This window comes from Lactococcus sp. EKM203L, from assembly GCF_011800585.1.
In the GTDB taxonomy this organism is placed as follows: domain Bacteria; phylum Bacillota; class Bacilli; order Lactobacillales; family Streptococcaceae; genus Lactococcus; species Lactococcus lactis.
Map to the genome: position 1 here is coordinate 391,894 of NZ_JAALEQ010000003.1, position 25,146 is coordinate 417,039.

General features: G+C 36.1%; 24 protein-coding genes, 1 other RNA gene and 1 pseudogene. 13 read left to right on the forward strand and 13 right to left on the reverse strand.

The window, feature by feature from the left end; translation table 11 throughout:
• Window positions 1-27 precede the first annotated feature (27 nt).
• From menD to HFD15_RS07700, 8 genes are all read left to right on the forward strand, one after another.
• Window positions 28-1,710 carry a 2-succinyl-5-enolpyruvyl-6-hydroxy-3-cyclohexene-1-carboxylic-acid synthase gene (menD, locus tag HFD15_RS07675; protein ID WP_058208752.1) on the forward strand — a complete coding sequence of 561 codons (1,683 nt, stop codon included), beginning with the start codon at window positions 28-30 and terminating at the stop codon, window positions 1,708-1,710.
• Complete coding sequence (gene menH / locus HFD15_RS07680) at window positions 1,700-2,515, forward strand: 2-succinyl-6-hydroxy-2,4-cyclohexadiene-1-carboxylate synthase (protein WP_058208751.1); 816 nt, start codon at window positions 1,700-1,702, stop codon at window positions 2,513-2,515. The genes menD and menH overlap by 11 nt, the downstream gene beginning before the upstream one ends.
• 21 nt (window positions 2,516-2,536) lie before the next feature.
• On the forward strand, window positions 2,537-2,668 hold the full coding sequence (locus tag HFD15_RS14525) for a hypothetical protein (RefSeq protein ID WP_023188887.1): 132 nt from the start codon (window positions 2,537-2,539) through the stop codon (window positions 2,666-2,668).
• A 233-nt stretch (window positions 2,669-2,901) separates the two neighbouring features.
• On the forward strand, window positions 2,902-3,744 hold the full coding sequence (menB, locus tag HFD15_RS07685) for a 1,4-dihydroxy-2-naphthoyl-CoA synthase (protein WP_058208750.1): 843 nt from the start codon (window positions 2,902-2,904) through the stop codon (window positions 3,742-3,744).
• A 127-nt stretch (window positions 3,745-3,871) separates the two neighbouring features.
• Window positions 3,872-5,227, forward strand: coding sequence for an o-succinylbenzoate--CoA ligase (menE, locus tag HFD15_RS07690; protein WP_167593360.1), 1,356 nt, complete (start codon window positions 3,872-3,874; stop codon window positions 5,225-5,227).
• Entirely contained in the window at window positions 5,224-6,336 is a 1,113-nt protein-coding gene (menC, locus tag HFD15_RS07695) for an o-succinylbenzoate synthase (RefSeq protein ID WP_023188890.1), read from the forward strand. Before menE ends, menC begins: the two co-directional genes overlap by 4 nt.
• Before the next feature lie 192 nt (window positions 6,337-6,528).
• Window positions 6,529-6,666, forward strand: coding sequence for a hypothetical protein (locus HFD15_RS14325; RefSeq protein WP_155273343.1), 138 nt, complete (start codon window positions 6,529-6,531; stop codon window positions 6,664-6,666).
• Between the two features lie 41 nt (window positions 6,667-6,707).
• Window positions 6,708-7,124: a PaaI family thioesterase gene (locus tag HFD15_RS07700; RefSeq protein ID WP_023188891.1), complete on the forward strand. Its 417-nt coding sequence runs from the start codon at window positions 6,708-6,710 to the stop codon at window positions 7,122-7,124.
• 25 nt (window positions 7,125-7,149) lie between these two features.
• Here HFD15_RS07700 and HFD15_RS07705 read toward each other — a convergent pair whose 3' ends face one another.
• From HFD15_RS07705 to HFD15_RS07730, 6 genes are all read right to left on the reverse strand, one after another.
• Window positions 7,150-7,674 carry a hypothetical protein gene (locus tag HFD15_RS07705; protein ID WP_025016749.1) on the reverse strand — a complete coding sequence of 175 codons (525 nt, stop codon included), beginning with the start codon at window positions 7,672-7,674 and terminating at the stop codon, window positions 7,150-7,152.
• A gap of 50 nt (window positions 7,675-7,724) precedes the next feature.
• Window positions 7,725-7,810, reverse strand: an RNA gene (gene ffs, locus HFD15_RS07710) — signal recognition particle sRNA small type.
• Window positions 7,811-7,825: 15 nt separating this feature from the next.
• Window positions 7,826-8,293, reverse strand: a complete 468-nt coding sequence (tadA, locus tag HFD15_RS07715; RefSeq protein ID WP_003129664.1) for a tRNA adenosine(34) deaminase TadA — start codon at window positions 8,291-8,293, stop codon at window positions 7,826-7,828.
• Window positions 8,294-9,232: a metallophosphoesterase gene (locus HFD15_RS07720; protein WP_058208748.1), complete on the reverse strand. Its 939-nt coding sequence runs from the start codon at window positions 9,230-9,232 to the stop codon at window positions 8,294-8,296.
• Complete coding sequence (locus tag HFD15_RS07725) at window positions 9,220-9,972, reverse strand: MBL fold metallo-hydrolase (protein ID WP_017864291.1); 753 nt, start codon at window positions 9,970-9,972, stop codon at window positions 9,220-9,222. Before HFD15_RS07725 ends, HFD15_RS07720 begins: the two co-directional genes overlap by 13 nt.
• A gap of 125 nt (window positions 9,973-10,097) precedes the next feature.
• A complete protein-coding gene (locus HFD15_RS07730) occupies window positions 10,098-11,207 on the reverse strand; it encodes a vitamin B12 independent methionine synthase (RefSeq protein ID WP_003129660.1) in 1,110 nt (369 codons plus the stop codon).
• A 167-nt stretch (window positions 11,208-11,374) separates the two neighbouring features.
• Between HFD15_RS07730 and HFD15_RS07735 the strand changes: the two genes are divergently transcribed.
• Window positions 11,375-12,361, forward strand: a complete 987-nt coding sequence (locus tag HFD15_RS07735) for a zinc-binding alcohol dehydrogenase family protein (RefSeq protein ID WP_017864290.1) — start codon at window positions 11,375-11,377, stop codon at window positions 12,359-12,361.
• Between the two features lie 31 nt (window positions 12,362-12,392).
• On the opposite strand, the gene HFD15_RS07740 is transcribed toward HFD15_RS07735, so the two are convergent.
• Window positions 12,393-13,055, reverse strand: coding sequence for a YoaK family protein (locus tag HFD15_RS07740; protein ID WP_058208747.1), 663 nt, complete (start codon window positions 13,053-13,055; stop codon window positions 12,393-12,395).
• Between the two features lie 209 nt (window positions 13,056-13,264).
• On the opposite strand from HFD15_RS07740, the gene HFD15_RS07745 reads away from it, so the two are divergent.
• The 4 genes and pseudogenes from HFD15_RS07745 to HFD15_RS07760 all read left to right on the forward strand — a co-directional run bounded on the left by HFD15_RS07745 (window position 13,265) and on the right by HFD15_RS07760 (window position 17,117).
• A complete protein-coding gene (locus HFD15_RS07745; protein ID WP_003129656.1) occupies window positions 13,265-13,483 on the forward strand; it encodes a zinc ribbon domain-containing protein in 219 nt (72 codons plus the stop codon).
• 106 nt (window positions 13,484-13,589) lie between these two features.
• Window positions 13,590-15,584 (forward strand): ATP-binding cassette domain-containing protein, encoded by a 1,995-nt coding sequence (locus tag HFD15_RS07750; protein ID WP_012897420.1) that lies wholly within the window; start codon window positions 13,590-13,592, stop codon window positions 15,582-15,584.
• 206 nt (window positions 15,585-15,790) lie between these two features.
• Entirely contained in the window at window positions 15,791-16,435 is a 645-nt protein-coding gene (locus tag HFD15_RS07755) for a DedA family protein (protein ID WP_058208746.1), read from the forward strand.
• A gap of 70 nt (window positions 16,436-16,505) precedes the next feature.
• Window positions 16,506-17,117: pseudogene (locus tag HFD15_RS07760) on the forward strand (TMEM175 family protein).
• A gap of 18 nt (window positions 17,118-17,135) precedes the next feature.
• Here the strand turns inward: HFD15_RS07760 and lmrA are convergent.
• The 6 genes from lmrA to cydD form a co-directional block, all read right to left on the reverse strand.
• Window positions 17,136-18,890 (reverse strand): multidrug efflux ABC transporter LmrA, encoded by a 1,755-nt coding sequence (lmrA, locus tag HFD15_RS07765; RefSeq protein ID WP_167593378.1) that lies wholly within the window; start codon window positions 18,888-18,890, stop codon window positions 17,136-17,138.
• A 101-nt stretch (window positions 18,891-18,991) separates the two neighbouring features.
• Complete coding sequence (locus HFD15_RS07770; protein WP_012897417.1) at window positions 18,992-19,666, reverse strand: SGNH/GDSL hydrolase family protein; 675 nt, start codon at window positions 19,664-19,666, stop codon at window positions 18,992-18,994.
• Window positions 19,667-19,698: 32 nt separating this feature from the next.
• The gene (locus HFD15_RS07775; protein ID WP_058208745.1) at window positions 19,699-20,181 is read right to left on the reverse strand and encodes a flavodoxin domain-containing protein; all 483 of its coding nucleotides are present in this window, start codon (window positions 20,179-20,181) and stop codon (window positions 19,699-19,701) included.
• A gap of 25 nt (window positions 20,182-20,206) precedes the next feature.
• Window positions 20,207-21,082, reverse strand: a complete 876-nt coding sequence (locus HFD15_RS07780) for a MarR family winged helix-turn-helix transcriptional regulator (protein ID WP_167593361.1) — start codon at window positions 21,080-21,082, stop codon at window positions 20,207-20,209.
• Window positions 21,083-21,375: 293 nt separating this feature from the next.
• On the reverse strand, window positions 21,376-23,097 hold the full coding sequence (gene cydC / locus HFD15_RS07785; RefSeq protein WP_003129642.1) for a thiol reductant ABC exporter subunit CydC: 1,722 nt from the start codon (window positions 23,095-23,097) through the stop codon (window positions 21,376-21,378).
• On the reverse strand, window positions 23,097-24,959 hold the full coding sequence (cydD, locus tag HFD15_RS07790) for a thiol reductant ABC exporter subunit CydD (protein ID WP_017864281.1): 1,863 nt from the start codon (window positions 24,957-24,959) through the stop codon (window positions 23,097-23,099). Before cydD ends, cydC begins: the two co-directional genes overlap by 1 nt.
• Window positions 24,960-25,146 lie beyond the last annotated feature (187 nt).

Below are 25,146 nucleotides of genomic sequence, written 5' to 3' on the forward strand. Positions count from 1 at the left end.
ATTTTTAAATTAGAAATGGAGATAGTCATGACCAATGAATATTTAGCTCCCTTTGTTGATGAACTTTTCAATTTAGGGGTTCGTGAAGCTGTTTTTAGTCCAGGTTCACGTTCAACGGCTTTAGCCATGCTCTTTGAGGAATACAAAAAATACGATACTTATGTCAACATTGATGAACGTTCGGCTGCTTTTTTTGCTCTGGGAATTGCTAAAGCGAAAAAACGTCCTGTTGTTTTAGTTTGTACTTCAGGTTCTGCTGCGGCTCATCATTTCCCAGCTGTCCTTGAAGCAAAAATGAGTCGAGTTCCCCTTATTATTTTAACGGCGGACAGACCGGCTGAGCTTCAATTCGTTGGAGCTCCTCAAACAGTCGACCAGACCAGATTTTTTGGAAATTTTGTTAATCATTTTGAAAATCTTGAAGCTCCACATATTCAAAACCAGTCTCAGACAGAAAACTTTTGGACCTATCCACGTAAAGTCGCACAACGAGCTGTCTTATCAGCTATTTCCCCTCTTTCGGGTCCTGTGCAAATCAATGTTCCCTTGCGTGATCCTTTAGTTCCAGAATTAAAAAGTGAAAATTATGAAAAAGGACGTTCTAAACATGCCTTTAAATTTTATAAAGGACAAGCACAAGTAAGTCTTCCATTTGATGAAGCATTGCTTTCTGGAAAAACATTAATTTTAGCCGGTGCCAATTTTGACAAAGATTATTCTGAAGCACTTTTAAAACTTGCGGAACAATTAAAAGCTCCAATTTTAGCGGATCCACTTTCTAATCTGCGTAATCATAATCATCCTTTGGTCATAGACTCTTATGATGCTTTTTTAGCAAATAATGATTTAAAAACTCAATTAAAAGCGGATGCTATTCTGCTTTTTGGACAAATGCCTGTTTCTAAACGTTTGCAACAATTCGTTGCTTTCAATAACGAAGCTGAATTTATTCAAGTTGACCCTGCTCTTGATTATCGCAACCCTAGTTTGACAACGACAACGATGGTTCAGTCTGATGTTCTCCCTTTTGCTTCTTCAATTAAAAAAGTAAATTCTGATAGTTCTTATTTGGAAAAATGGCAAAATGCTCAAGAAAAAATGCGACAACTTCTTGAAAAAGTGACTTATGAAGAAAGTCCTTTTGAAGGACGTTATGTCCAAGAACTACAAAAACATTTGGAAGCACTGGATGCTCAACTTCTTGTTTCAAATAGTATGGAGATCAGAGATATTGACTATTGGTGGAAAAAAGCGGATGCCAAAGTTAGAATTCTAGGAAATCGTGGTGTGAATGGCATTGACGGGACTGAATCAACTGCACTCGGAATTGCTACAACGGGTAAACCGACGGTTTTATTGACTGGGGATTTGTCAATGCTACACGATTTAAATGGTTTAATTGTTGGTAAAACACATGAACTTAATCTGACTATTGTGCTATTTAATAATGACGGTGGTGGGATTTTTCATCATTTAGCTCAAAAAGGCGTACCGAATTTTGATTATCTTTTTTCAACTCCACATGGTTTAAATTTTGCTGGACTGGCTGAGTTGACTGGTTTAGATTATCATTTGGTCAGTGGCTATGCTGATTTTGGTCAGCAATTTGAGGCTTCTCTTCATCAATCTGGCATTCATCTTTTGGAAATTAAAACGGATAAAGATTTAAGTCTTGCTTTACATCAAAAATATACGACTTATGAAAATTGATAAAAAAATAATTACTATTGATGGTTTTGATTATGCTGTCCGTATTTGGGGGACTGGAGAGGTCCTATTTGCACTGCATGGTTTTTCTGAAAGTTCTAATACCTGGCGAAATCTTCATTTGGCCGGCTACAAAATTGTTGCTATCGATTTGTTAGGTCACGGTTCATCAGCAAAGCCAAAGGAACTTGCCCCTTATAAACTTGAGGCGATTTTGAAAAATCTGCACTCGCTATTTGCGCAATTTACTGACGGAAATGCTTTTTCACTTCTTGGCTATTCAATGGGCGGACGATTGGCGCTTCGTTATTGCCTTGCTTATCCGTCAGCTCCTGTTAAATATTTGATTTTAGAGTCAACTGGTCCTGGGCTTTTATCTAGTGAAGACCGCAAAAAAAGACGACTGGCTGACGAAGAATTAGGACAGAAGATTTTGTTAAATGGGTCTGCTTGGTTTGCTGACTTTTGGGCTAATATTTCCCTTTTTGAATCACAAAAAAAGCTGTCAGTAAAAATTCAACAGGAAATTTGGGAAAGCCGTGCAAGCAATTCACCCTTAGCTCTTGCCCAAACTTTGAATGGAACAGGTCAAGGCCAGCTTTTCTATGTTGGCGATAAAATTTCTTTAATAAAATCCAACATTCTCTATTTATCTGGTGATTTAGACGAAAAATATTCAAAAATTGCTAAAGAAATTTTTGCTCCAAATCCGAATGTCACTTGGATTTCTGTTGCTGCTTCTGGTCATAATATTCATCTAGAAAATCCGGTCACCTATCAAAAAATACTAGAGGAATTTTTACCTTAGTCAAAATGCTTTATGATATAATTGAAAAGTAATGACTATATCACTTCTGTCAGTAAAACTGATGAATTAGTTTTACTGACAGAAATAAATACAATAAAAGTATTTTTTCTAAGTGGACTTATGAAGGTTAATGAAAATAATAGAATTTCATAACTTCTAAACACTCAACGACAATCTGACATCAAAAATATCAGTTTGTTGCTGACCCTGAAGTCTAAGCGCTAAAGTGTAAAGACCCTAGGGCCCCTCACATCTTAATTTTAATTGAGTTCGGACTCGCAGAAGTTGATGAAAATAGATAAAATGGAACTTGGGCTATGCCCAGAACCGCATTTTTCTAATTTCCACAACTTCTAGCGCTCGTCCTCACATCTTAAAGGAGAATCATGTCAAAATTTAACTGGGTTGCTCTCAACCGTAACTACGAAGATATTATTTATGAAACTTACAATGGGATTGCCAAAATCACGATCAATCGTCCTGAAGTCCGCAATGCTTTCCGTCCTAAAACGGTTGTGGAAATGATTGATGCTTTTAGCATTGCCCGTGATGATACCAATGTCGGCGTGATTATTTTGACTGGTGCAAATCATGGAAAAGGTGAAGATAAAGAAGCCTTTTGTTCTGGTGGAGACCAAAAAGTACGTGGAAATGGTGGATATGTTGGTGAAGACCAAATTCCTCGTTTGAACGTTTTAGATTTGCAACATTTGATTCGGATTACACCAAAACCTGTCATTGCCATGGTAAATGGTTTTGCCATTGGTGGAGGTCACGTGTTACATATCGTTTGTGATTTGACTATCGCTTCTGAAAACGCAAAATTTGGGCAAACTGGTCCGCGTGTTGGTTCTTTTGATGCTGGTTATGGTGCTGGTTTACTTGCCGCTATGGTTGGGCAAAAGAAAGCACGTGAAATATGGTTCCTCTGCCGTCAATATACTGCCCAAGAAGCAATGGACATGGGAATGGTTAATACTGTTGTTCCATTTGACCGTCTTGAAGAAGAAACCGTTCAATGGGCCCAAGAAATGCTCGCCCTCTCACCAATGGCGCTTCGTATGCTCAAAGGTTCAATGAATGCAGCAACTGACGGACTTGCTGGACTGCAACAATTTGCAGGAGATGCAACACTTATGTTCTATACTACGGATGAAGCCAAAGAAGGACGCGATGCTTTCAAAGAAAAACGCAAACCTGATTTTGACCAATTTCCAAAATTCCCATAAAAATTTCCAAAATTGCTGACAAAGCGTCTTTTTGACGCTTTTTGTGATTTAAAAGTTACTGACAGGGATTTCTGTCAGTAAAAAATACACAGAAAGGAGAAAATCGAGTTCGCTCACATCTTAAAATATGAAATGGTTAAAAAAACAGGCGGAACTTTATCCTCAAAAACAATTTTTAAATGATTCTACTTTTGCCCAAATCAATCAGGAAGTCAATAAGATGGCTGAACATTTGGCTCCTCTTATTGACAATCAATCACGGGTTGCGCTCCTTTCAGAAAACTCTGTTGAAATGGCAGTCGTTTTGTTTGCCTTGCTCGGTTTGTCAAAAGAGGTTCTTCTTTTGAATAGGCATCTGACCGAATACGAGCTGGCTGACCAAATCAAGGAACTCGAGATTGAGACAGTCTTCACATCGGATTTACTGACAGAAAAAGTTACTGACAGCATTTCTTTTTCGGAAATTTGGACTAGTAACCCTTGCCCTGTAAGTCTGTCAGCAGATTTTCCCGATGAAAAAATTGCAGTCATCATGAACACTTCCGCTACTACCGGAAAATTTAAATCTGTCCCTATTACTTGGGGCATGATTTCAAATCACGTCAAAGCCTCAAAGGAAACGCTTGGCGCTTATGACAATGATAATTGGCTTGTCATCTTACCCATGTTTCATGTCTCTGGACTTTCCATTATTATGCGTACTTTATATAATGCAACATCAGCGACCGTTGTTGATAAATTTGATGAAAACCAACTTCTTGAAATGATCAATTCTGGGAAAATCAACATGGTTTCACTCGTCCCAACCCTCCTTACAAGAATTGCTGACAAATTGCATAGCAATAACTTACGTTTAATTCTACTTGGTGGTGAATTTATTCCCGAACCTTTAATCAAAAAATGCCAAGAATTAGGGCTTCCTATTTACAAAACTTATGGAATGACTGAAAGTTTTTCACAATCTGTCACTTTTAATATTTTAGATTTCCCTGATAAAACAAGCTCTGTCGGGCGGCCTTTACCAGGTGTTGAAATTGAGATTCGTCAAGCTGACCTTGCTGGCGTTGGTGAAATTTGGTTAAAATCTCCGATGTTGATGAAAGCTTACCTAGGCCAAAAGCCTTACGGCACAGCTTTTGAAACAGGCGATATTGGTTATCTTGACGCGGACGGTTTTCTCTATCTGCTCAATCGCAGAAAAGATATCATTATTTCTGGCGGTGAAAATATTTACCCCAAAGAAATCGAAGATTTAGTTTATTCTCTTCCTGAAATCAAGGAATGTGCACTTGTTGCTAAGCCAGATGCCAAGTGGGGACAAGTGCCAATTCTCTTCGTTTCAGGCAATATTTCCCAAGAAAAATTAGAAAACTTTCTCACTGAAAAACTGGCAAAATACAAACGACCCCAATCCATCACTTTCATGGATGAATTGCCCAAAAATGCTTCTGGAAAAATCTTGAGAAAAGAGCTTAAAGGATGATAATTGAAAAAATTACAATGTTTCATGTTCAACTCCCTATGAAATTTAATTTTAAGACCGCCAAAGGTTCCTTAAATCTCCGAGATACAATTATTATAAAAGTTGAAAGTCCTAACGGACTTTCGGGATTTGGTGAAGTTGTTGCTTTCACGACTCCTTTTTATACTTCAGAAACTTTTGCTGATTCTTGGAAAATCTTGGAAGAAACTTACCTGCCAGAAATTTTGCAAAAAGAATTCTCACACCCTTTTGAAATACATGAATTTTTTAGAAATCCCTTACCAATGGCACTGGCCGGACTAGAAAATGCACTTCTAGATTTGTATTTTAAAGAAAGAAATAAAAATTTGATTGCTGGTCTTTTCCAAGAAAAATTAGCTGATAAAATCCCACGTGGTGCGGTGCTTGGACAAATGTCTGACGAGCAAACCATTAAGGAAATTGGCCAACTTATTAACAGTGGCGTCAAAAGAATTAAATTAAAAATTAGTCCACAAATTGGGACTGACTTGATTAAAAAGCTGGTAAAAAGATATCCACAAATTACATTTGCTCTTGATGCCAATCGAAGTTTTCAACTGACAGACTGGCCAGTCATCAAAGAGCTAGACGAACTTGGTCTGGCTTGTATCGAAGAACCTTTTGATATCAAAGATTTATCCGAATTAAAATTACTGACAGAAAACTTCTTAACACCAATTTGCTTTGACGAATCCGTTCAAGATTTAGAAAGTCTAAAAATACTGACAGAACTTCCTTTTCAAACGATGCTCAATGTAAAAATAGGTCGTTTAGGTGGACTTTATCAAACGCAAAAAGCTATCGAATTTTGCAGACAGCATCAGATTGGCTTTTGGATTGGCAGTATGGTTGAGTCTGGTATCTCAAAAATACTCCATGTCCAACTAGCTGCGCTTTCTGGAAATGCTATGGCCGGTGATTTATCCGATTCTAAGCATTATTTTGACATAGACCTCATTCAACCAGAAATTGCATTTCCAAACGGTTGGATGACCGTCCCGACTGGAATTGGTATCGGTCTGTCAGTTAATGAAACGCTACTCAAAGGTTATACTGTAAATAAATTAATTATGACCTACTTTAGATGAACGAAAAAGAAAAAAACTGGAACCTCTACTTACAGGTGAATTTTACTTCGCAAATTTCATCCACAACCTTGAAGCTCTGCTTCAAGCAGAACCACTTTTTTCCTACATCCGCTCCGTTGTCTCTTTTGGCAATGTCGCTAGCTACGTTATCGGTTCCAGCTAAGTACTGTTCTTCGCTACGCTCGAATGTCCATGCTAAAGCGCAACGAGAATCGCAAGTACTTGCTGGCAGGGCAAGCGTCAGCCAAAAAGGCATTTTTCATCATTTCAAGACAGTCAGCGACAAACTTGCTTGTCGCTGTCCCCGAAGCTCGTGCACTAAAGTGCTAAGGCCCTAGGGCGGTCTCACATCTTATTAAGGAGATTTTCCAATGAACATGATTGACCAACTCAATATCACAGATTTTCAAGTTTTTACTGACGAGAATTCTGACAAGTTTGTCAGTAAAATTTATAAATTCTCAAGTAAAATGATTCTCAGCGATTTTCATGCTCAACCACAAGGCTTTTTAAATGGAGGTGCAAGTCTTGCTCTCGCTGAAATCACAGCTGGTATGGCAAGTAATGCAATCGGCTCCGGTCAATACTTTGCCTTTGGTCAAAGCATTAACGCCAACCATCTCAATCCAAAAAAATGCGAAGGTTTCGTAAATGCCCGCGGTCTTCTCCTCAAAAATGGCAAACGCAACCATGTCTGGGAAATCAAAATCACTGACGAAAATGAAACGCTCATTTCTCAAATCACAGTGGTCAATGCTTTGGTACCACAAAAAAACTCTGACAAATAGTCAGAGTTTTTTTAGACGGCGTAAGTTAACCATTTTCTCTTATAAAATAAACCTCAAATTCATCAGCAACCTTATCACTTCCTGAAGGAAGAATTCTCGTTTTTACTTTATTTTTATTAATAACTTTATAACGGAAAAAAGCTTCTTCTCCTCTTTTATTAATATTTATTTTCACTGGTCGAAAACCATCTTTGTCGAGTTCATTCAATGGGCGATAAACAGAATTTTCTCTTACAAATTCCCCATCAATATTCCCTCGACCATTTTTCAATTCTCTAAATATTAACTCCACTTGTTCTTTACCATATTTAAAATGAGACTCATTATCCAAATTGGCTCGATAAAATTGTACCTTGAGCTCTTTAGACATTGGTAATCTTACATCTGAAATCCAAGCGCCATGCAAAAAATGAATTGAATCTTTTTTATTTTTCTTCTCATTTTGACTTTTAGTCAAACTCTGACAAGATTTAAAAATTACTAAAGGAATCAAAATTACCACTAAAACTAAAATTACCCATTTCATATTTTTCCAATTTTCATTTTTCATAAACTCCTCCTTTGTCATCTTTATAATGATACTTTACCATAAATAAGGATACAAAAAAAGAGCACATAAGCTCCATACTTAGTGCTGCTACCGTCAGGTCCTGACACGCTTCGTAAGAAACTTATTGCTCCGAAAACTATTATAACACAATTTATTTTTTTCGTCTATTTTTAAAGAAATCTTGCATAATTTTTGCACACTCGTCTTCTAAAATCCCCGATTCTACTTGGACTCGATGGTTCAGTCGCTTGTCTTCTAAAATCTGATAAAGACTGACCGTTCCTCCAAATTTAGGATTTGTCGCTCCAAAGTAAACTTGTGGAATCCGCGCTAACCCAATTGCTCCGGCACACATGACACAAGGTTCAATGGTGACAAAGAGGGCGCAATCAAGAAGTCTCCAATTTCCCACTGCCTGATTTGCCGCTTCAATCGCGCAAACTTCAGCATGATGTGTCGCCCGACCATCAAGCTCTCGCCTATTGAAATCACGCGCAATAATTTCGCCGTCTTTGACGATGACAACTCCAATCGGAACTTCCTCATTTTCAGCTGCTTTCTGCGCTTCTTTGAGTGCTTCCTTCATAAAAAATTCTTTTTCTTCTTCTGTAAAATTCATTTATCCTAAAAATTTCTCTTGTTCAAGACAATATATTTTGACTGGAACTGCTTCAAATTGTTCTAATGTCCCATTGACAACTGTATTATCTAAACAAATATAGTTTCGTTGTTTCCCAAATAAAAAACCACTCACATGACCAACAAAGACCTGAACATCAGTGTTTGGTACGCCCACAGCTTTAGCAACACTATTTCGCCGTTCAAAAGAATCACCTGGCAAATGTTCCCAAAACAAATCTTTTGTCTTCTCTTTTTCATAAGAAAGGCACATTTTTGCACTATGAGAGAGTACCACCCACTTATTTCCAATTTTTTCAATCAACTGTTCTGGCTGACCAAAGTTATTTTTCATTTCTGTCAGTAAAAATTGTCTGTCAGTAACTGACAGCTTTTTCCAGTTTTCAATTGAATACTGCCAGCCATTTGGTGGAGCCCCTTCATAAATATAAATCGTTCCAATTGCATTTGAAAGTTGCTCTTCATCCGTTTTACCGTCACTTGCAAGCTCTGACCACATTTGCTCATGATTTCCCATCATGACTGTCACATGATAACCAGCATCTGGCAAAGTTTTCAACAAATAAAGTAAAGCATCAAAGCCAAAACGGCCATGATCAATGCTATCTCCCAAGACAAAAAGCCGGTCATTTTTACTAAAATGAATCTCTGTCAGCGTTTTTTTCAAGCCAGATAAGCGTCCATGAATGTCAGAAACAAATAAATTACGCTGATAGTGCTTATCATCACTGACAAACCTCGTTTTAGAACTGTCAGCACTTTTTTTAACCAATTGTTCAATCTGACTTTTCGTTTTTGGTGGATTGTAATTAAGCACACAATTTTGGATACTGACAAAACCAAAGAAAATTCCTGTCAGTAAAATGATAAATGAAATGAGGAAAATTAGCTTTTTAAAAGGGCTTATCAAAGTTGCCATTTTTTATGCGGAACTGCTAAATCAGTAATGACAGCATCCCCTGCTGCTTCTTTTGCTTCTGTCAGTAAAATATCCAAATCACCAAATTGTGGCAGATGAGTCAAAATTAATTTTTTAACCTTTGCATCCTTAGCAATTTGACCGGCTTCAATTGATGATAAGTGATTAGGCATTTTTGCTTTATCTTTAAAGAAATAAACATCAGCAAGAAGAAGGTCAGCCTCTTTGGCAAAGTCAGTCAATTCATCAAAATAACCCGTATCTCCAGTATAAATCAAAACTTGTCCCGTTCTGCGTTCAACAATGCGCATGGCATAATTCACCACAGGATGAACTGTTTTTAGAAAAGTAATATCAAAAGGACCAACTTTTGTTCCATTTTCGACATCATAAAGATGACCTTCCGAAACCTTATCCAAAGTTAATTTAGAAAATTCATATTCATTTTCCCCATGGCCATAAATAGGCAACATCATTCCATCCCAACCATCTTGACCCAATGGATAAAGCTGACGATATTGGCGAAGAGCACCCAAATCTGCAATATGGTCTTCATGATAATGACTCAAAATAACTGCATCAAGTTGAGTTGGTTGCAATTCATGTTCAAGTTCTGTCACCGCGCGTGAACCACAATCTAAAAGCATGTTAAAGCCTGATTCTGATTGTAAAAGATAAGAGGTTGTTCCGGCATCGCGCGTAGGATATCCGCCCCAAACACCTAGTGCTGTTAATTTCATATTTTTTTCTCGCTTTCTTTATTTTTTGCTTAAGTCTATTATAACAAAGCAAAGCTAATTTAGCTTATGCGCCATTTAATCTTTACTGACAAACAAAAAAAGTGGTAGAATCCACCACTTTTACTTTATTTCCAAATTTTATCCACAATCTTTTTAATATGTGCTAATTTAGCCCATTCTTCTTCCTCAGTCAAATCGTTTCCTTCTTCTGTAGAAGCAAATCCACATTGTGTTGAAAGTGCCAAATTTTCAAGTGGAATCGATTCAAGCGCCTCGTCTAAGCGAGCTTTAATGTCTTCATACTTTTCAAGTTCTGGATGTTTAGAAGTGAAAAGTCCTAACACAAGCAAGACATCTTTTCTTTGATTCCAAATTTCTGCTAAGGGAGCAAAAGAACCTGAGCGAGCATCATCGTATTCTAAAAAGAAAGTATCATAATTAAGCTGACCTAAGTATTTTGCCACAGGCTCATAAGAACCCTCAAATAAATAAGTTGATTTGAAATTTCCTCGACAAATATGAGTTGAAACTCTCAAGTCCTCAGGCAAATCCTTCAAGAGCTTATTAACAAGATAGACAATGTCTTCACACATCTTAACATACTTTTCATGGTTTTCTGGATCATCTAATAATCTGGCAATAAGATAAGCCCAAGTCGTATCGTCCAGTTGAATATAACGCGCACCCAATTCATAAAAATGGAGCAAAGTTTCATGATAAGCTTGAGCCAAATCATCTAAGAATTCTTCCCAACTTCCATAAAATTCTGGCCAACGGTCTGAACGACCATCACGATTAGGAATTAACGAAGGTGAAGGAATAGTAACTTTAGGTTCAACTCCTTCTGGTAAAAGACTTTTTAAATAGTTAAAATCCGCAAAAAAGGGATGTTCTGGGTTAAAAGCTACTTTACCAGTCAATTCAATATTAGTTGTCCTTGTTTTTGCACCATGGAATTTATAAGAATCCTCTTGTTCATAAGTCCCAACTCCATTAAGCCCCCAGAGGAAATCTAAGTGCCACCACGAACGATTAAATTCTCCATCTGTCACCGCTTTAAGGCCAACGTTCACTTCTTCTTTCACTAATCTCTTAATTTCAGATTCTTGAATTTTTTTAAAGTCACTTAATGGAAGTTGCCCTTCTGAATAAGCCAAACGTGCTTCTTTTAAAGTTTGGGGACGGAGAAAACTTCCAACGTGGTCAAAATGATAATGCTTATAAGTTTTTGTCATGAAATTACCTAGATTCTATTAGTTTAACTCATTCCATTGTAGCAAAGCGTCATTTCTTTGGTCTTAGAAATTTTTAATGACATGATGTAAATATTTAATATTAAATTCAAGTGATTGACTTAGGAGTCAGACTGGTATAAACTTTTACTTATAAGAGAGGTAGAGAGATGAAAGCAATTGGAACTATTGATTCTAGCAAAAATTTTATTGACTTTGAAATAGAAAAGCCAATCTTAAGACCCCATGATTTATTGATAAAAGTCGAGGCAATCTCAATCAATCCAGTTGATACAAAGGTTAGAAAAGGGATTAAAGGAAATTTAGCAGAACCAAAAATTCTAGGTTGGGATGGTTTAGGAACTGTCGTCGAACTTGGGAGTGAAACTAAGCTTTTTAAGGTTGGGGATAAAGTGTTTTGGGCCGGTGATGTTACTCGTTCAGGTTCAAATGCTGAATTTCAAGCCGTTGATGAACGAATTGTTGGTTTTGCTCCCAAAAATTTGACCAAAGAAAAAGCAGTCGCTATGCCTCTAACAAGTTTGACTGCCTATGAACTTCTCTTTGAAAAACTAGAAGTGACTGATAAATCTAAAGGAAAATCACTCCTCATTATTAATGGTGCAGGTGGTGTTGGCTCAGTAGCAATCCAAATGGCCAAAAATGCTGGATTGACAGTAATTGCTACGGCATCAAATCCCCAAGCCATTGAATGGGTCAAAAATTTTGGCGCCGATTATACCGTCAATCATCATGAAAATTTGGTTCCTCAAGTTCATGAACTTGGCTTTAAGTTTGTAGATTATATTTTAATTTTAAATGCCGTTGTTGAACATATGCCAGCAGTAAATGAGTTAATTGCGCCACAAGGTTCGATTGCAAATATTGTTGAACCAGGGCAAGCTATTAATTTAGATCAACTAGCTCATAAATCTGCACGTTTTAACTTTGAATGGATGTTTACAAAAGTCGTCTCAAATACATCTGATTTACAAAGTCAACATGATATTTTAAATAAAGTTTCTGAATGGCTAGATAATGACGTTCTAAAAAGTACAATGACTCAGAATCTCGGACCAATTACTGCTGAGAATGTGAAAAAAGCTCATGAACTCATTGAAGAAAATCATACAATAGGGAAAATTATCCTATCTTAACGCTTAAAAAAATCCTCTTATTTGAGGATTTTTATATTTCATCAAAATGAACAATTAGATAAACGGCCCCTATCATGAAAGTAGAGCCCATCATCGTCCAACTTCCAAACCAATTTCCAGCAAGTGTTGCAATAGCTGCTCCAGCAAAGAAAATACTGATAAGCGCGGCATATATACCAACTGACCGAAGTTTTTGTTTATCTTTGGTAATGATATACTGAGCAAGATTTGCCGACATGGACTTCATATTACCTGTCATAAAGATACTTCCGTAAGCACGACCATGAACTTTTGTAAAAGTATCATATTGAATCGCCATAAAGTAAGAGAAAATCCCAACATAAAAGGAAACAGGAATCTTCAAGCCCAAACCATAAGCCAAGGCAAAAATTGTCACCCCTAACCATTGAACCAATAACAAATAAGAGGCATCAAAACGGCGACGTTTCATCAAATAGTGAGAATAAAAGCCCCGAGTCATTACTCCTAATATAAAGAAGATAATCGGAATTGCAAAATCCCAAAACCTAGCAAAATCTCCTTTAGCAATATTAATCCCCGCCTGAATAACATTCCCTGATTGTGCACCAATAAAACGGTCATTAAAATGAAAAAATGAGAAACCATCCATAAAACCTGCATTTAATGCAAAAATTAATGCAATACGCAGTTTTTCTTTAACTTGTCTATCCATAATTAGAATTATATCACAAAGATTATTCTCATTGTTTTTCAATAATGGTTTCAATTTCACTTTTTTATTTATTATTCTAGATTTAAGTAATATATTAAATAGTGAAGCGGATTCAAAAGACTAAAAGAATCAACTTTTTTGAGTTATAATGGATTTAAATAATTAAGAAGACAAGCGATTTTTCACTTTACTAACGAGGAGGAGTTAAAATGAACGGCTATCAACAACAATACACTTGTATCAAATGTGGCAATCATAATTTTGAAGAAGATCAACTTCAAGCAACCGGTGGAAATTTTTCAAAGATTTTTGATGTTCAAAATAAGAAATTTATTACTATTTCTTGTTCTCAATGTGGTTATACAGAACTCTACAAAGCACAAACGAGTACGGGAATGAATATTTTAGATTTTTTACTGAACGGTTAGCTTAGGTAGTCAATAAATTTGAAAATAAGACTTAGGTCTTATTTTTATTTAAGAAAATTAAGTTATAATGTAAAGTACATACTTTAAGAAAAGGAAGAGAGTCTTTATGGCCGTTTTGGAATTAAAAAATATTAGGAAATCCTATTTTCTTGGAAAAGAAGAATTTCCTGTCCTCAAAGGAATCAACCTCGAGTTTGAACGTGGTGATTTCGTCAGTCTCCTAGGAGAATCCGGGGGAGGTAAGTCAACTTTGATGAATATCATCGGAGGACTTGACCGTAAATATGAGGGGGATGTCATCGTTGACGGCCTTGCTCAAAAAACAAAAAAAGAAAAAGATATGGATGCTTACCGTCGAGATACTATCGGTTTCATCTTCCAATCTTTCAATCTTGTTAGCTATTTGAGTGTATTAGATAACATTTTAATCAGCCTTAAAATGACAAGCTTATCTGATAAAGAGCGTCATGAAAGAGCGATTGAGCTCACAAAACAAGTTGGTCTTTATGAACACCGTAAGAAAAATCCATCACAACTTTCTGGAGGACAAAAACAAAGAGTCGCAATCGCGCGTGCCCTAGCTTCTGACCCTGAAATTATTCTTGCTGATGAACCTACTGGTGCTCTTGACTCACAAAACACGAAAGAAGTTTTAGCGCTCTTACGTCAAATTGCTCAATCTGGTAAAACAGTAATCGTCGTTACTCACTCACAAGAAGTTGCTGATTACGGTACAAGAATTATCCGTTTGGCCGATGGACAAATCACAGGTGACGAACGTCTAAAAGAACCCTATCCTGTTGAATCACATCAACGGATGAACTCAAAAGCATTGTCATATCGTGATACTTTCAGAACAGCCTTTAAACACTTTACTCACTCTTGGAAAATTAATTTATTAATTGCAATCGGAACAGCAATCGGCCTGTTCTCAGTCATCTTTTTCTTAGGACTAGGAAATGGTGCAACCAAATATATGAATGACACCATTACTTCAAGTGTCAATCCGAATGTGGTTACCATCTTCAAGCGGACAACAACTGATAATAAATTAGGAAATGAGCAAGCACTCCAACAAACGCAACAAGAACTTGGAAATGCTGCTACTAACCTTGACAGTACTCATCTTTCAAAATTGAAAAAAGTTGATAACGTCAAAAAAGTTGAGCCAACTTATTCAATTTCTGGCTTAGGAACACTTACTGCCAGTGATAAATCTAAATCTGGTTTAATGACTCTTGATACTTGGACTCAATCAAATATCAATGATGATTACGTTGCCGGTTCAAAACCTGCTGATGGCGAAATCGCAATCTATGCTAGTGATGCTAAAGAATTAAATAAAGATTATAAATCATTAGTTGGTAAGAAAATTACTTTAAAAATTCCAGCTAAAACAGCTGCTGGAGCAAGTGTTGAAGTTACAAAAGAATTCACTGTATCTGGTATTTTGAAAAATCCTCAAGGCCCAGCAAGCTCTTCTAGCAGCCTAATTGCCACTTACAATACTGTCAAAGCTGCTCTTGAATCTGCTAATGCAGATAGTGATGCCACTTATGCAGTAGTTACAGTTAATAAAGTAGATAATGTCAAATCAACAACTTCTGACATTCAAAACTTGAAAATTGATGGAACAAAAGCATTTGTTACATATAGTGTTACTTCATTCCTCGATGTCATCACTAATATTACAAATATCGTCAGCTATGTTCTTGCCGCTATTGCCGGAATCAGTTTGATTGTCTCAATCTTTATGATTGTTGTTACTACTTACATGTCTGTTGCTGAACGGACAAAAGAAATTGGTGTTATCCGCGCACTCGGTGGACGTAAGAAAGATATTTCTCGTCTCTTCACCGCTGAAAGCTTGATTCTTGGTCTGTCATCAGCCGCTATCGCTATTGGATTTGCCTACCTCGGACAATTCCTCATCAATAAAGCTCTAAGTAGTTTCCTTGACGGGGCAAGTATCGTTCAAATTTCTGGTGGACACATTATCTTTGCGATTATCGTTGCTGTATTAATTGCTCTCCTCGCAAGTTTAGCTCCAAGTGGACGTGCAGCACGTTTGAACACAATTGAAGCCCTCGCTTCTGAATAACATACAAATTCTTCTGTCAGTCATTTCAAATGACTGACAGAACTTGTAGATGAAGTTTATCTACTGACAGCCTCTGTCAGTAAACCTATGATTTCAAAAAATAGACCTTGCCAAAAGACAAAGCCTATTTTTTGTACTTTATATTGTTTGGTGGCCTTCCAGCCTTATGTTAGAATTAAAGTAATAGACAAATAAAAGGAGTATTAATGCAAGAAATAATTATCCAAGTCATGAACCAATTTGGCTACTTTGGTGTTGCCTTTCTCATTATGATTGAGAACATCTTCCCACCAATTCCTTCCGAAGTAATCTTAACTTTCGGTGGTTTCATGACTACTTATAGCGAACTGGGGATTATCGGCATGATTATCGCAGCCACTATTGGTTCTGTGCTTGGTGCATTGATACTCTACTTCATCGGTCGTCTTTTAAGCGTTGAACGCTTAGAAAAATTAGTTTCTGGACGTTTAGGAAAAGTACTTCGTCTTAAACCAGAGGACATCACAAAAACTGAAAAATGGTTTTTAAAGAGAGGATATGCAACAATCTTCTTCTGTCGATTCATTCCTTTAATTAGAAGTCTAATTTCAATCCCTGCTGGTTCTGCTAAAATGAAACTCCCAAGTTTTCTTATTTTAACAACCTTGGGAACACTTATTTGGAACATTGTTCTAGTGTGCCTTGGAGCCGCTCTTGGTGATAACTGGGAGATGATTGCTGGAATTCTTGATTCTTACTCTTCAGTTGTGGTTGTGATTTTAGGGATTATTTTCATCCTTGCGATTCTTATCTTTGTCAAGAAACGATTTTTCCCCAAAAATAAAAACTATTCATCTGATACAGAAAAATAAGCTTTAATGCTTATTTTTTTTATAAAATTTCATTAACTTTTGTTATAATTGGTAATACAAAGGAGATTTTATGGTATATAAAGGGCGTTTAGCCGGTTTTATTGATGCAATTATTGCAGTAATAATGACTATTATGTTATTAGAATTCGAATTACCTAAAACAGATTGAATTCTTGATTTTCTGAAAGATAATCTCGTCTATCTGATTGCTTACCTTTTGAGTTTTATCTATGTTACAACTTCTTGGTTTAATCAACAATATATGCTTTCACAGGCTGAGAAAATCACTCGTCGAATCTATCATAGTTGCATGATTTGGGTACTCTCATTATCAATGCTTCCTGTACTTTCTGCTTGGGCTGGACGCACAATGGACTTCTTTCATGATTTCGGAATCCACTCACCAAAAGCACCTGCCCTACTCTTTATCGTGATGATTTATATTTGGGGATTTGCATATAGTTATATGACCGATTGTTTTATTGCTGACAATCCTAAAGAAAAGGCTGAACTAATCGCTCAAATGGAAGTTTATCACTATTTACGGAATCCTTTTTGGAAGATTGGAATGGTCATTAGCTTCATTATCACTTTCTTCTATCCCCCTTTTGTATTCATTTATACAGCAGGAGAAATGATTATTGCAACAATAAGAAATCAAAATAAAAAAAGCTCAACTTAAATCGTTGAGCTTTTTAGTTTATTGACCAACAGTCAATTGTTCTGAAACATACTTAGCATAGAGTGGATGTGTGGCAACAAGTTCATTATGTTTGCCACTCCCTGTGATTTGACCTTTTTCAATGAAGTAAATCTTATCCGCATCAACAATTGTTGAAAGTCTATGCGCAATTACGAGCGTTGTGCGACCTTTCATCAAACTATCTAAAGCCTTTTGAACCATTGATTCTGATTCACTATCCAAACTAGCCGTTGCTTCATCAAGCATCAGGATTTTTGGATTTCTCAAGAAAGCACGAGCAATTGCTAAACGTTGTCTTTGACCACCAGATATTTTCACACCTCGTTCACCAACTTCCGTATTAAGTTGATCAGGCATATTTTCAACAAAGCTTCTTGCAAAAGCTAAGTCAAGAACTTGCCAAAGGTCTTCATCTGTATAGTCTCCTTCAAGTCCATAAGTTAAATTTTCACGAATGGTTCCAGCCATAATTGCTGAATCTTGACTGACAAAACCAATTTGACTCCGCCAATTTTCCAAAGAAATATTATCAATCGGTTGACCATCAATTGTAATTTCTCCTGCCGTTGGTTGATAAAAACGTTCTAAAAGAGAGAAAATTGTTGATTTACCACCACCTGAAGGTCCGGCAAAGGCAATAATTGAATTAGGTTGAGCTTCAAAAGAGATATCACGTAAAATTTGTTCAGAATCATCATAAGCAAAGTCAACATGGCGAGCTGAGAGGGTTTTTCCTTCCAAATCAAGACTTTCTCCTTGATGAAGTACTTCTTGTTCTTCATCAAGTAATTCGGTCAAACGACCTGTTGATCCTGAAGCTTTAGCAAGTTCTGTAAAGAAAGTCGCCACAGTTGGTACGGCTCCGATTAAGTTCATCAAATACATCATCATTCCAAGCAAAGTTCCAAGACTCATGACTCCTGTTGCGATGAGATAAATTCCGTAAGCAAGAAGTCCAAAGATCATCAGCATCATTGATAACATCATAACTGGTGACATCAAACCATCAAAGATGGCTTCTTTTACCCCAATTTTATAAAGGGCATTGACATCATTTTCTGCTTTTTTAGAGGCTTGTTTTTCAGCATTTGAAGATTTTACTAAGCGAATTTCTGATAATGATTCACTAGCAATCCCTTGGAAATTTGCTAAAGAATCTTGTCTAGTTCGCCCAATTTTTTGGCCAAAAGTCATAATCGGGAACATAATGAGCATAACTACTGGAACAGCAATAATCATGGCAAGGGTCAAACGCCATTGCATCTGAAGCATGAAGACAATTGAACCAACCAAAAGTAAAATAGACGTAAAAGCTTGTGGAATACTGTTTGCAATTAAATTTTTAACTTGGGTGGTATCGTTGGCTAAACGAGAACTCATTTCTCCTGTTTTAACTTCATCAAAATATTTTACTGGCAGATGAATCATTTTATCCCAGACACGCGTCCTTAGATTTTTTACAACTGATTCACCAAATATCCCAAGGACAATTGCTGCAATAGCCGAAACAGCAGCTGAACCAATATAAAGAGCGATAACTAAGACAACTTTGCCACCGTTTACTCCATGTCCAAAACTATTAACAAGTGGTTGAACCATTTTGGGGACTTGTAATTGAATTAGTGTTCCAACGATTCCTGCTAGAATCCCAATGATAAAGAAAAGATAACGTGGCTTTGCAGCACGAATCAATTTGACGAAATGTTTAATGGATGTTTTGTCAACCGCTTTTCCTTCGATACGATTGGCCATTTGTGGACCTCTTTCCATTGTTTGCTTACTTCCTTTTTCTAATTATTGAATTTCAAGACGAAAAGAAATGATTTCAATTACTTTTCGTCTTGAATTATTTTTTATTCTTCCAAATAAACTTTGAGGTTTTCTAAGACAAGTTGATAGCCCGCTGGATTTAGATGCGCTCCATCAAAAGTTAATTCTTTTTTCAAATTGCCATTTTCATCAGATAAACCATCATTAACATCAATAAAGTGAAAATGATGGTTATCTGCAAGTTTTTTTATTTTATCTGAAGCTTTTTGAAACTTTTCATTACTTCTCGTTTCAAATAAAGTTTTTTCATCTGAGTCTTGACCAAAATCAACCGTATTAATCGGATAGTAGCGCATCACATAAACTTGCGTTTGAGGTAATTTACTTTCTATTTGAGAAAGAATTTGATCATAGTTATTCAAAAACTCTTCTTCTGGAATCTCAAAACCGATATCATTCGTTCCAATATTAATAAAGATTTTTGAAGGTTCCAAATTAAAAATTTGACTCTCTATGTGTTCTAATAAAAATGAGGTCGTCGTGGCTCTAACCGCCCGATTGTAGATATAGTGTGAAAAAGTAACTTCTCCAGCTTCCTCCCACTTCTCAATAGGAAATATCTCCATTAATGATGAGCCAACAAATAAAGTTTGTCCCTTTTTTGCTGATAGGTTTGCCTTGTCATAGTTTTTAAGAAGTTCTTCTTGAAAAGCTGCAAGCTGAGGGTTTATCGTAAGAGCTTTGGTTTCTTTTGACATTATCTTCTCCTATAAATTTAGCTATTTTAAATTCACTCTACTTTGTTTAATTGAGCCACAAACTGTTTCTCAGCTTCTGGTAAAAACTCAATCGGGTGTTTTTTAGACTCTAGCTTTATCATTGATTTTGCAATAATTTTATCGTGCCAGTTAAAAGGGGTCAAATTATTTACCTCCCCTCCAAAGTTTGCGATAGCTACAGCTTTTTTGCGCAAAGGTTCGGCGATTTCTTTTTTAATCACTTTCGTAAAACTATCATATTCAACCATTGTAACGAATGCCGCAAAAGGTTTCGTTTGCAAAATTTCTTGATATTTTTTTAAGAAACTGCCTACTGAACGTTCAAATTTATGACTATAAACAGGGCTGGCAACAATCACAGCATCAAAATCTTTAGGATTTACTACTTCAGCATTTAAATCCACAAGTGTGACCTGATTTAAATGTATCGCTAGCTTTCTAGCGCACTTGGCAGTATTTCCTGTCTTACCAGCGTAAGCGATGAGTGTTCTCATTTTCCGCTCCTTATCTATTCAATCCTTAGAAATCATCCCAGTTTTCTGGTTTTTTAGGTTCTTTATTTTTGTCTGTCTTTGGTTTAGAATCAAAATCTGGACGATGGTTTCCGTCAAAATCACCAAAACGATTTTTCATTTCATCTGAAAAGTGATCCCAATGTTCATTAAAATCGGCTTGATCTCTCCCACCAAAATTATTTTTAAAGCTATCTTTGAGCTGCTTACCAAAGGCTTTCCAATCTTCACCAAACGGAGCTTGTGAGCGTTCGTCACGACGCATACGATTTTGTCCACGTTTCATTTCTTGAGATGAACGACGCATTTCACGTTGCCAATTTTGCATTTCACGGCGCATGTGATTCCCAAATGCATGACGGTCATGAGCATTCATCATATTTTCCATAAATGGATTTCCGAAAAATTGTGCCATTCGTTGGAAATCTTGATCATTACGTGCGTCGTTATTTTCTACTAATTTTTCCATTAGAAAGGCTAATTGTTCTTGTTCTTCATCTGTTAGATTGCCAAAAATTGTTTCTGAAATATCATTATGCATTGTATCACGTGTTTCTTGAGCTTCACGACCTTTATCAGTCAAGGAAATGCGGCTGACACGTTTATCATTCTCATCTTGTTTACGAATAACCATTTCCGCTTCTTCTAATTGTTTAACCTGAGCTGTTACACTTGAAGGTTTAATATCAAGAAGTTCGGCAATTTCTGCATTGGTTAGACCATCTTTATTCCATAATTCAACGAGTAAACCTTGAGCTCCATTGCGGTTACCGCGATTTTTCATTTGTTTTGAAATCCCATCTGCTCTTAAAGCAAAAAGGATGTTTGGATTGTGCAATAGTTTTGAAAATAGATTCAATAAGTTGTTTGTTTGTTCTGACATTATGTATTCTCCTTATATCAAATTCTTTGTAATTCGTCATCAAAAGCATAGATTAGTCGTTCATCTGGGCCTTCAATAAGTCTGATGAACCAATTCAATTTTTGAATTATTATTTTTATCATCTTAATCATTGGTTCTCCTTTACTATCTTTTAATTTCTTGAAAAGTTTAAATTAATTAGTTAGTTTATTTTTTATTTACCTAACAAAAAAGATTATAAAACATTTAATTAGTTTTGTCAACACAAAAACTAACTAAATTAAAAAAATCAGCCCATAGACTGATTTTTTATATTATTCATTTCCTAAATCAAGTTGATAAAGTTCCTTAAATGTTGGATTATTCTCCAGTAATGACGCGGGTTTCCCATCAAATTTAATCGAGCCATTTTCTAAAAATAGAACTCGGTCCATATGATGAACACCTAATAAATGATGAGTAATAAAAATAATTGATTTATCACGGAGCTGTTCAAAAAAGAGACTTAAGAGTTGATTTTCTGTGATTGGGTCAAGTGATACAGTTGGTTCATCAAGAATTACAACATCAACATCTGATAAAAGAACCCGTGCCAAGGCTAAGCGTTGACGTTCTCCACCAGAGAATCGTTCTCCCGCTTCATCTACTGGTGTCAGAAGTTTTTGAGGTAATGATTCAACCATTTTACGGAGGCCAACTAATTCAAGAGCTTCCCAAATTTCAGCATCACTGGCATTGAGTTTCGCCAAAGTCAAATTAGAACGAAGGCTTGTCGCAAAAAGATAAGGGGATTGATTAATGACACCAATTTTTTCTTCAACATTTTTAGCTTTAGATGGCTCAACACCAGAAAATTGAATACTTCCACTTTGGGGAACTAAATCTCCTCTGATTAATCCGGCAAGTGTTGATTTACCCACACCTGAACGTCCCAATAGAGCGATATGTTCTCCTTGTTTAACTTCTAAATTAAAATTATCAAAGATTTTTTTATTTTCTTCAAATGAAAATTGGAGATTATTGATGACTAAATCTGTAGAAACAATTTCCTCAGTCCTTACTTCTTCGTCTTGGTCTGGTAAGTCATTTAAACGATTGATTGAATCGCCATAACGTTGCGTTTCAACCACCGCATCAGACAAAGGAGAAAAAGCATCAAATAAAGGGAAGGCAGCAAGACTAACTGCCGCAATATAATTAGGCGCGTCTCCCAATCTTAAGGCACCAGAAGACCAAATCATCAAATAGATCACTAATGCGCCATAGACAACTTGTAAAAATAAATTTCTTCTACGTCCGAAAGCTAATAGTTTGGCTTGAATTTTTCTAGCAGATAATTCAGAACCTCGATAAGCTGTCAGAAAATCTTCTTTTCGTCCTGAAAGCACCCAATCTTGTAATCCTAAAATATCATCTGTCAAATGAGAAAAAAGTTGATTGCGATAAATTTTGAGTTCTTCATCTAATTTTACTGTAAATTTCAAAGAAATTAATGGCAAGATAACAATCAAAAATCCTAAGAAGAGCGCTAAACCTAAAGCAAACCAAAGTGAGAAAAATCCTCCAGCAATAATTAGAGCAATCGATAAACTTCCAGCAATTAAAACTGGAAATAATGTTCTCAAAAAGAGGTCTTGTAGATTTCCAATATCTTCATTAAGAACACCCAATAAGTCACCTAAACGGTAACGATCTGCTAATGTAACGGCCGTTTTTTCCAGTCGCAAATAGAGTTTTTTTCGTAAGAGACTTGTGATTTTTAAAATCCAATTATGAGAAGTTAATCTTTCGACATAATGCATCACTGGTCGTCCAATCCCAAAAATACGTACAAAGAGAACTGGAACATAAATCATTAAAATATTTTCTGGTTTTGTTGCTGATTTAGAAATGACATATCCTGAGCTGAACATCAAAAGTCCCGCCATCGAAATTGTAATCGTTCCTAAGAAAATAGATAGAATAAAGCCTGAACGATTTTTTTTCAAAAATGGAGAAATCCAGTCATTACCGAACAAAATATTTTTTAATTTCATTATTTCTGACCCCCATTATCTGACGAAGCTTGGCTGACAGAGCTGTCAGTAGATTTATCATTTACTGACGAAAAGTTTGACCTCTCAGATTCTTTTTCTTCTTGGTCCTTTACTGATTCGCTCGTTTCATTGTCTAATAAATTTTTGTCATCATCAACCCCACGCATCTGACTAAGTAATTTTTGATAGTAAGTATTTTCAGATAATAGTTGTTCAGGAGTTCCAATTCCTGCGACCTGTCCCTCGTTTAATACAATGACCAAATCCATTGATGAAAGCCAATGAAGACGATGAGTAGCAATGAAAACAAGTTTATTTTCAAGTAAAGGTAAAATATTTGCTTTAATTTCTAATTCGGTTTCAATGTCCAGATGAGCTGTCGGTTCATCAAGAAACAAAATATTGCGGGTATGACTTAAAAATGCTCTGGCTAATGCAACACGTTGAGCCTGTCCCCCTGAAATTGTACGGCCACTGGCCCCAATTTGTCCATCAAGACCAATTTCATCGATAAGACTTTCTAAACCAGCAAGTTTTGCTGCTGCTTTGATTTCGTCATCAGTAGAATCAGGTTCGTAAAAAGCTAAATTTTCACGAAAAGTTCCTGCAAAAATATAAGTCTTTTGTGGAATGAATTGAACTGACTGACGATAGTTTTCGTCAGTTAAAGAAGTCAAACTTTGCTCATTTAGTTTAATTTCACCAGCTGTTGGTTTTAGAAATCCAGCCAGCATTGAAAGCAATGTTGATTTACCAGAACCTGAATTTCCGACAATGGCAATTTTTTTAAAGCCATTTACTGACAGATTAACATTTGAGATTCCACGCCCTGTGTCATAAATTTTTCCTAACTCTGTCAGTTGAAGTTGTGAATTTGCACTCCAAGTTACTTTTTCTGTAAGTACTGACAAAGTATTTTCCTCAGTTGATAGAACTTCATTAACAGCTGCCAAAGCATTTTTTCCATTAAGCGTCGCATGATAATCACTTGCAAAATCACGCAGTGGAAGGAAATATTCTGGCGCTAAAATTAGAGCCGCTAAAGCTGGAAAAAGTAAAATATCACCGCTCATTAACCGAAGTCCCAAAAAAAGTGCGACAACAGCAACCGAAAGACTTGCAAAAAAATCAAGGGCAAAGGTTGAAAGCATAGCAATTCTCAATGCGCCCATCGTTTCTTTACGAAAGTCTTCAGAAGTTTTATAAATTGAATTTGAGTAATCTTTAGACAATCCAAAATATTTCAATGTAGAAATTCCACGCAATGAATCTAAAAAGTGATTTGATAAATATTGGAAAGTTTTATATTGACGTTCAGCACGTCCTTGTGCTGCGTATCCCAATAGAATCATAAAAATAATTGCAAAAGGAAATGTCAAAGTTAACACAATTCCACTTTGCCAATCAAGAAAATACACTGGAATCAAAATTAACATTGGGATGATCATCATATTTAAGACTTTGGATAGGACCAATTTAATATAATTTTCAACCTGATCAATTCCTGTGATTACTGTTGTTGCAGCTGAGCCCGAACCTAAATTAGCAATAGCAACTGGACCAAGTCGGAAAAATTTATCCAACATATCCCCCCGCAATTTTGTTGCTAATTGGTAAGCAAGTTTATCCAGAGCCTTTGAACGACCAAAATTAATAATTTCACGGCTCAAAAAGCAAGCAAAAAAGCCCAAAACCCAAGGAATGGTATGAGAAAATAATTGTCCTTGCCAAAGCTTAGTAATCGCAGTAGCTAGAAATAAAGCTTGACCAGCAATTGCAATGAATTGAAAAACTGCCAGAATCCCCAATATCGGAAACATTCTTCTTACACCTGGCAGTTCAAAAAGAGATTTATCAATCATGTTTAAAGTTACTGATGAGATAATATTTTACTGACAGAACTTACCAACAAAGCTGACAGTTCCTAAAATCTGCTCATAGAATTTCTGTCAGTAAAATAAAATTCCTCAGTTCCTTTCTAAAAAATTTAGGTCAGAAAAATTTTCCTGACCATAATATGTAGTTGTCTTAATTAATTATATCAATTTA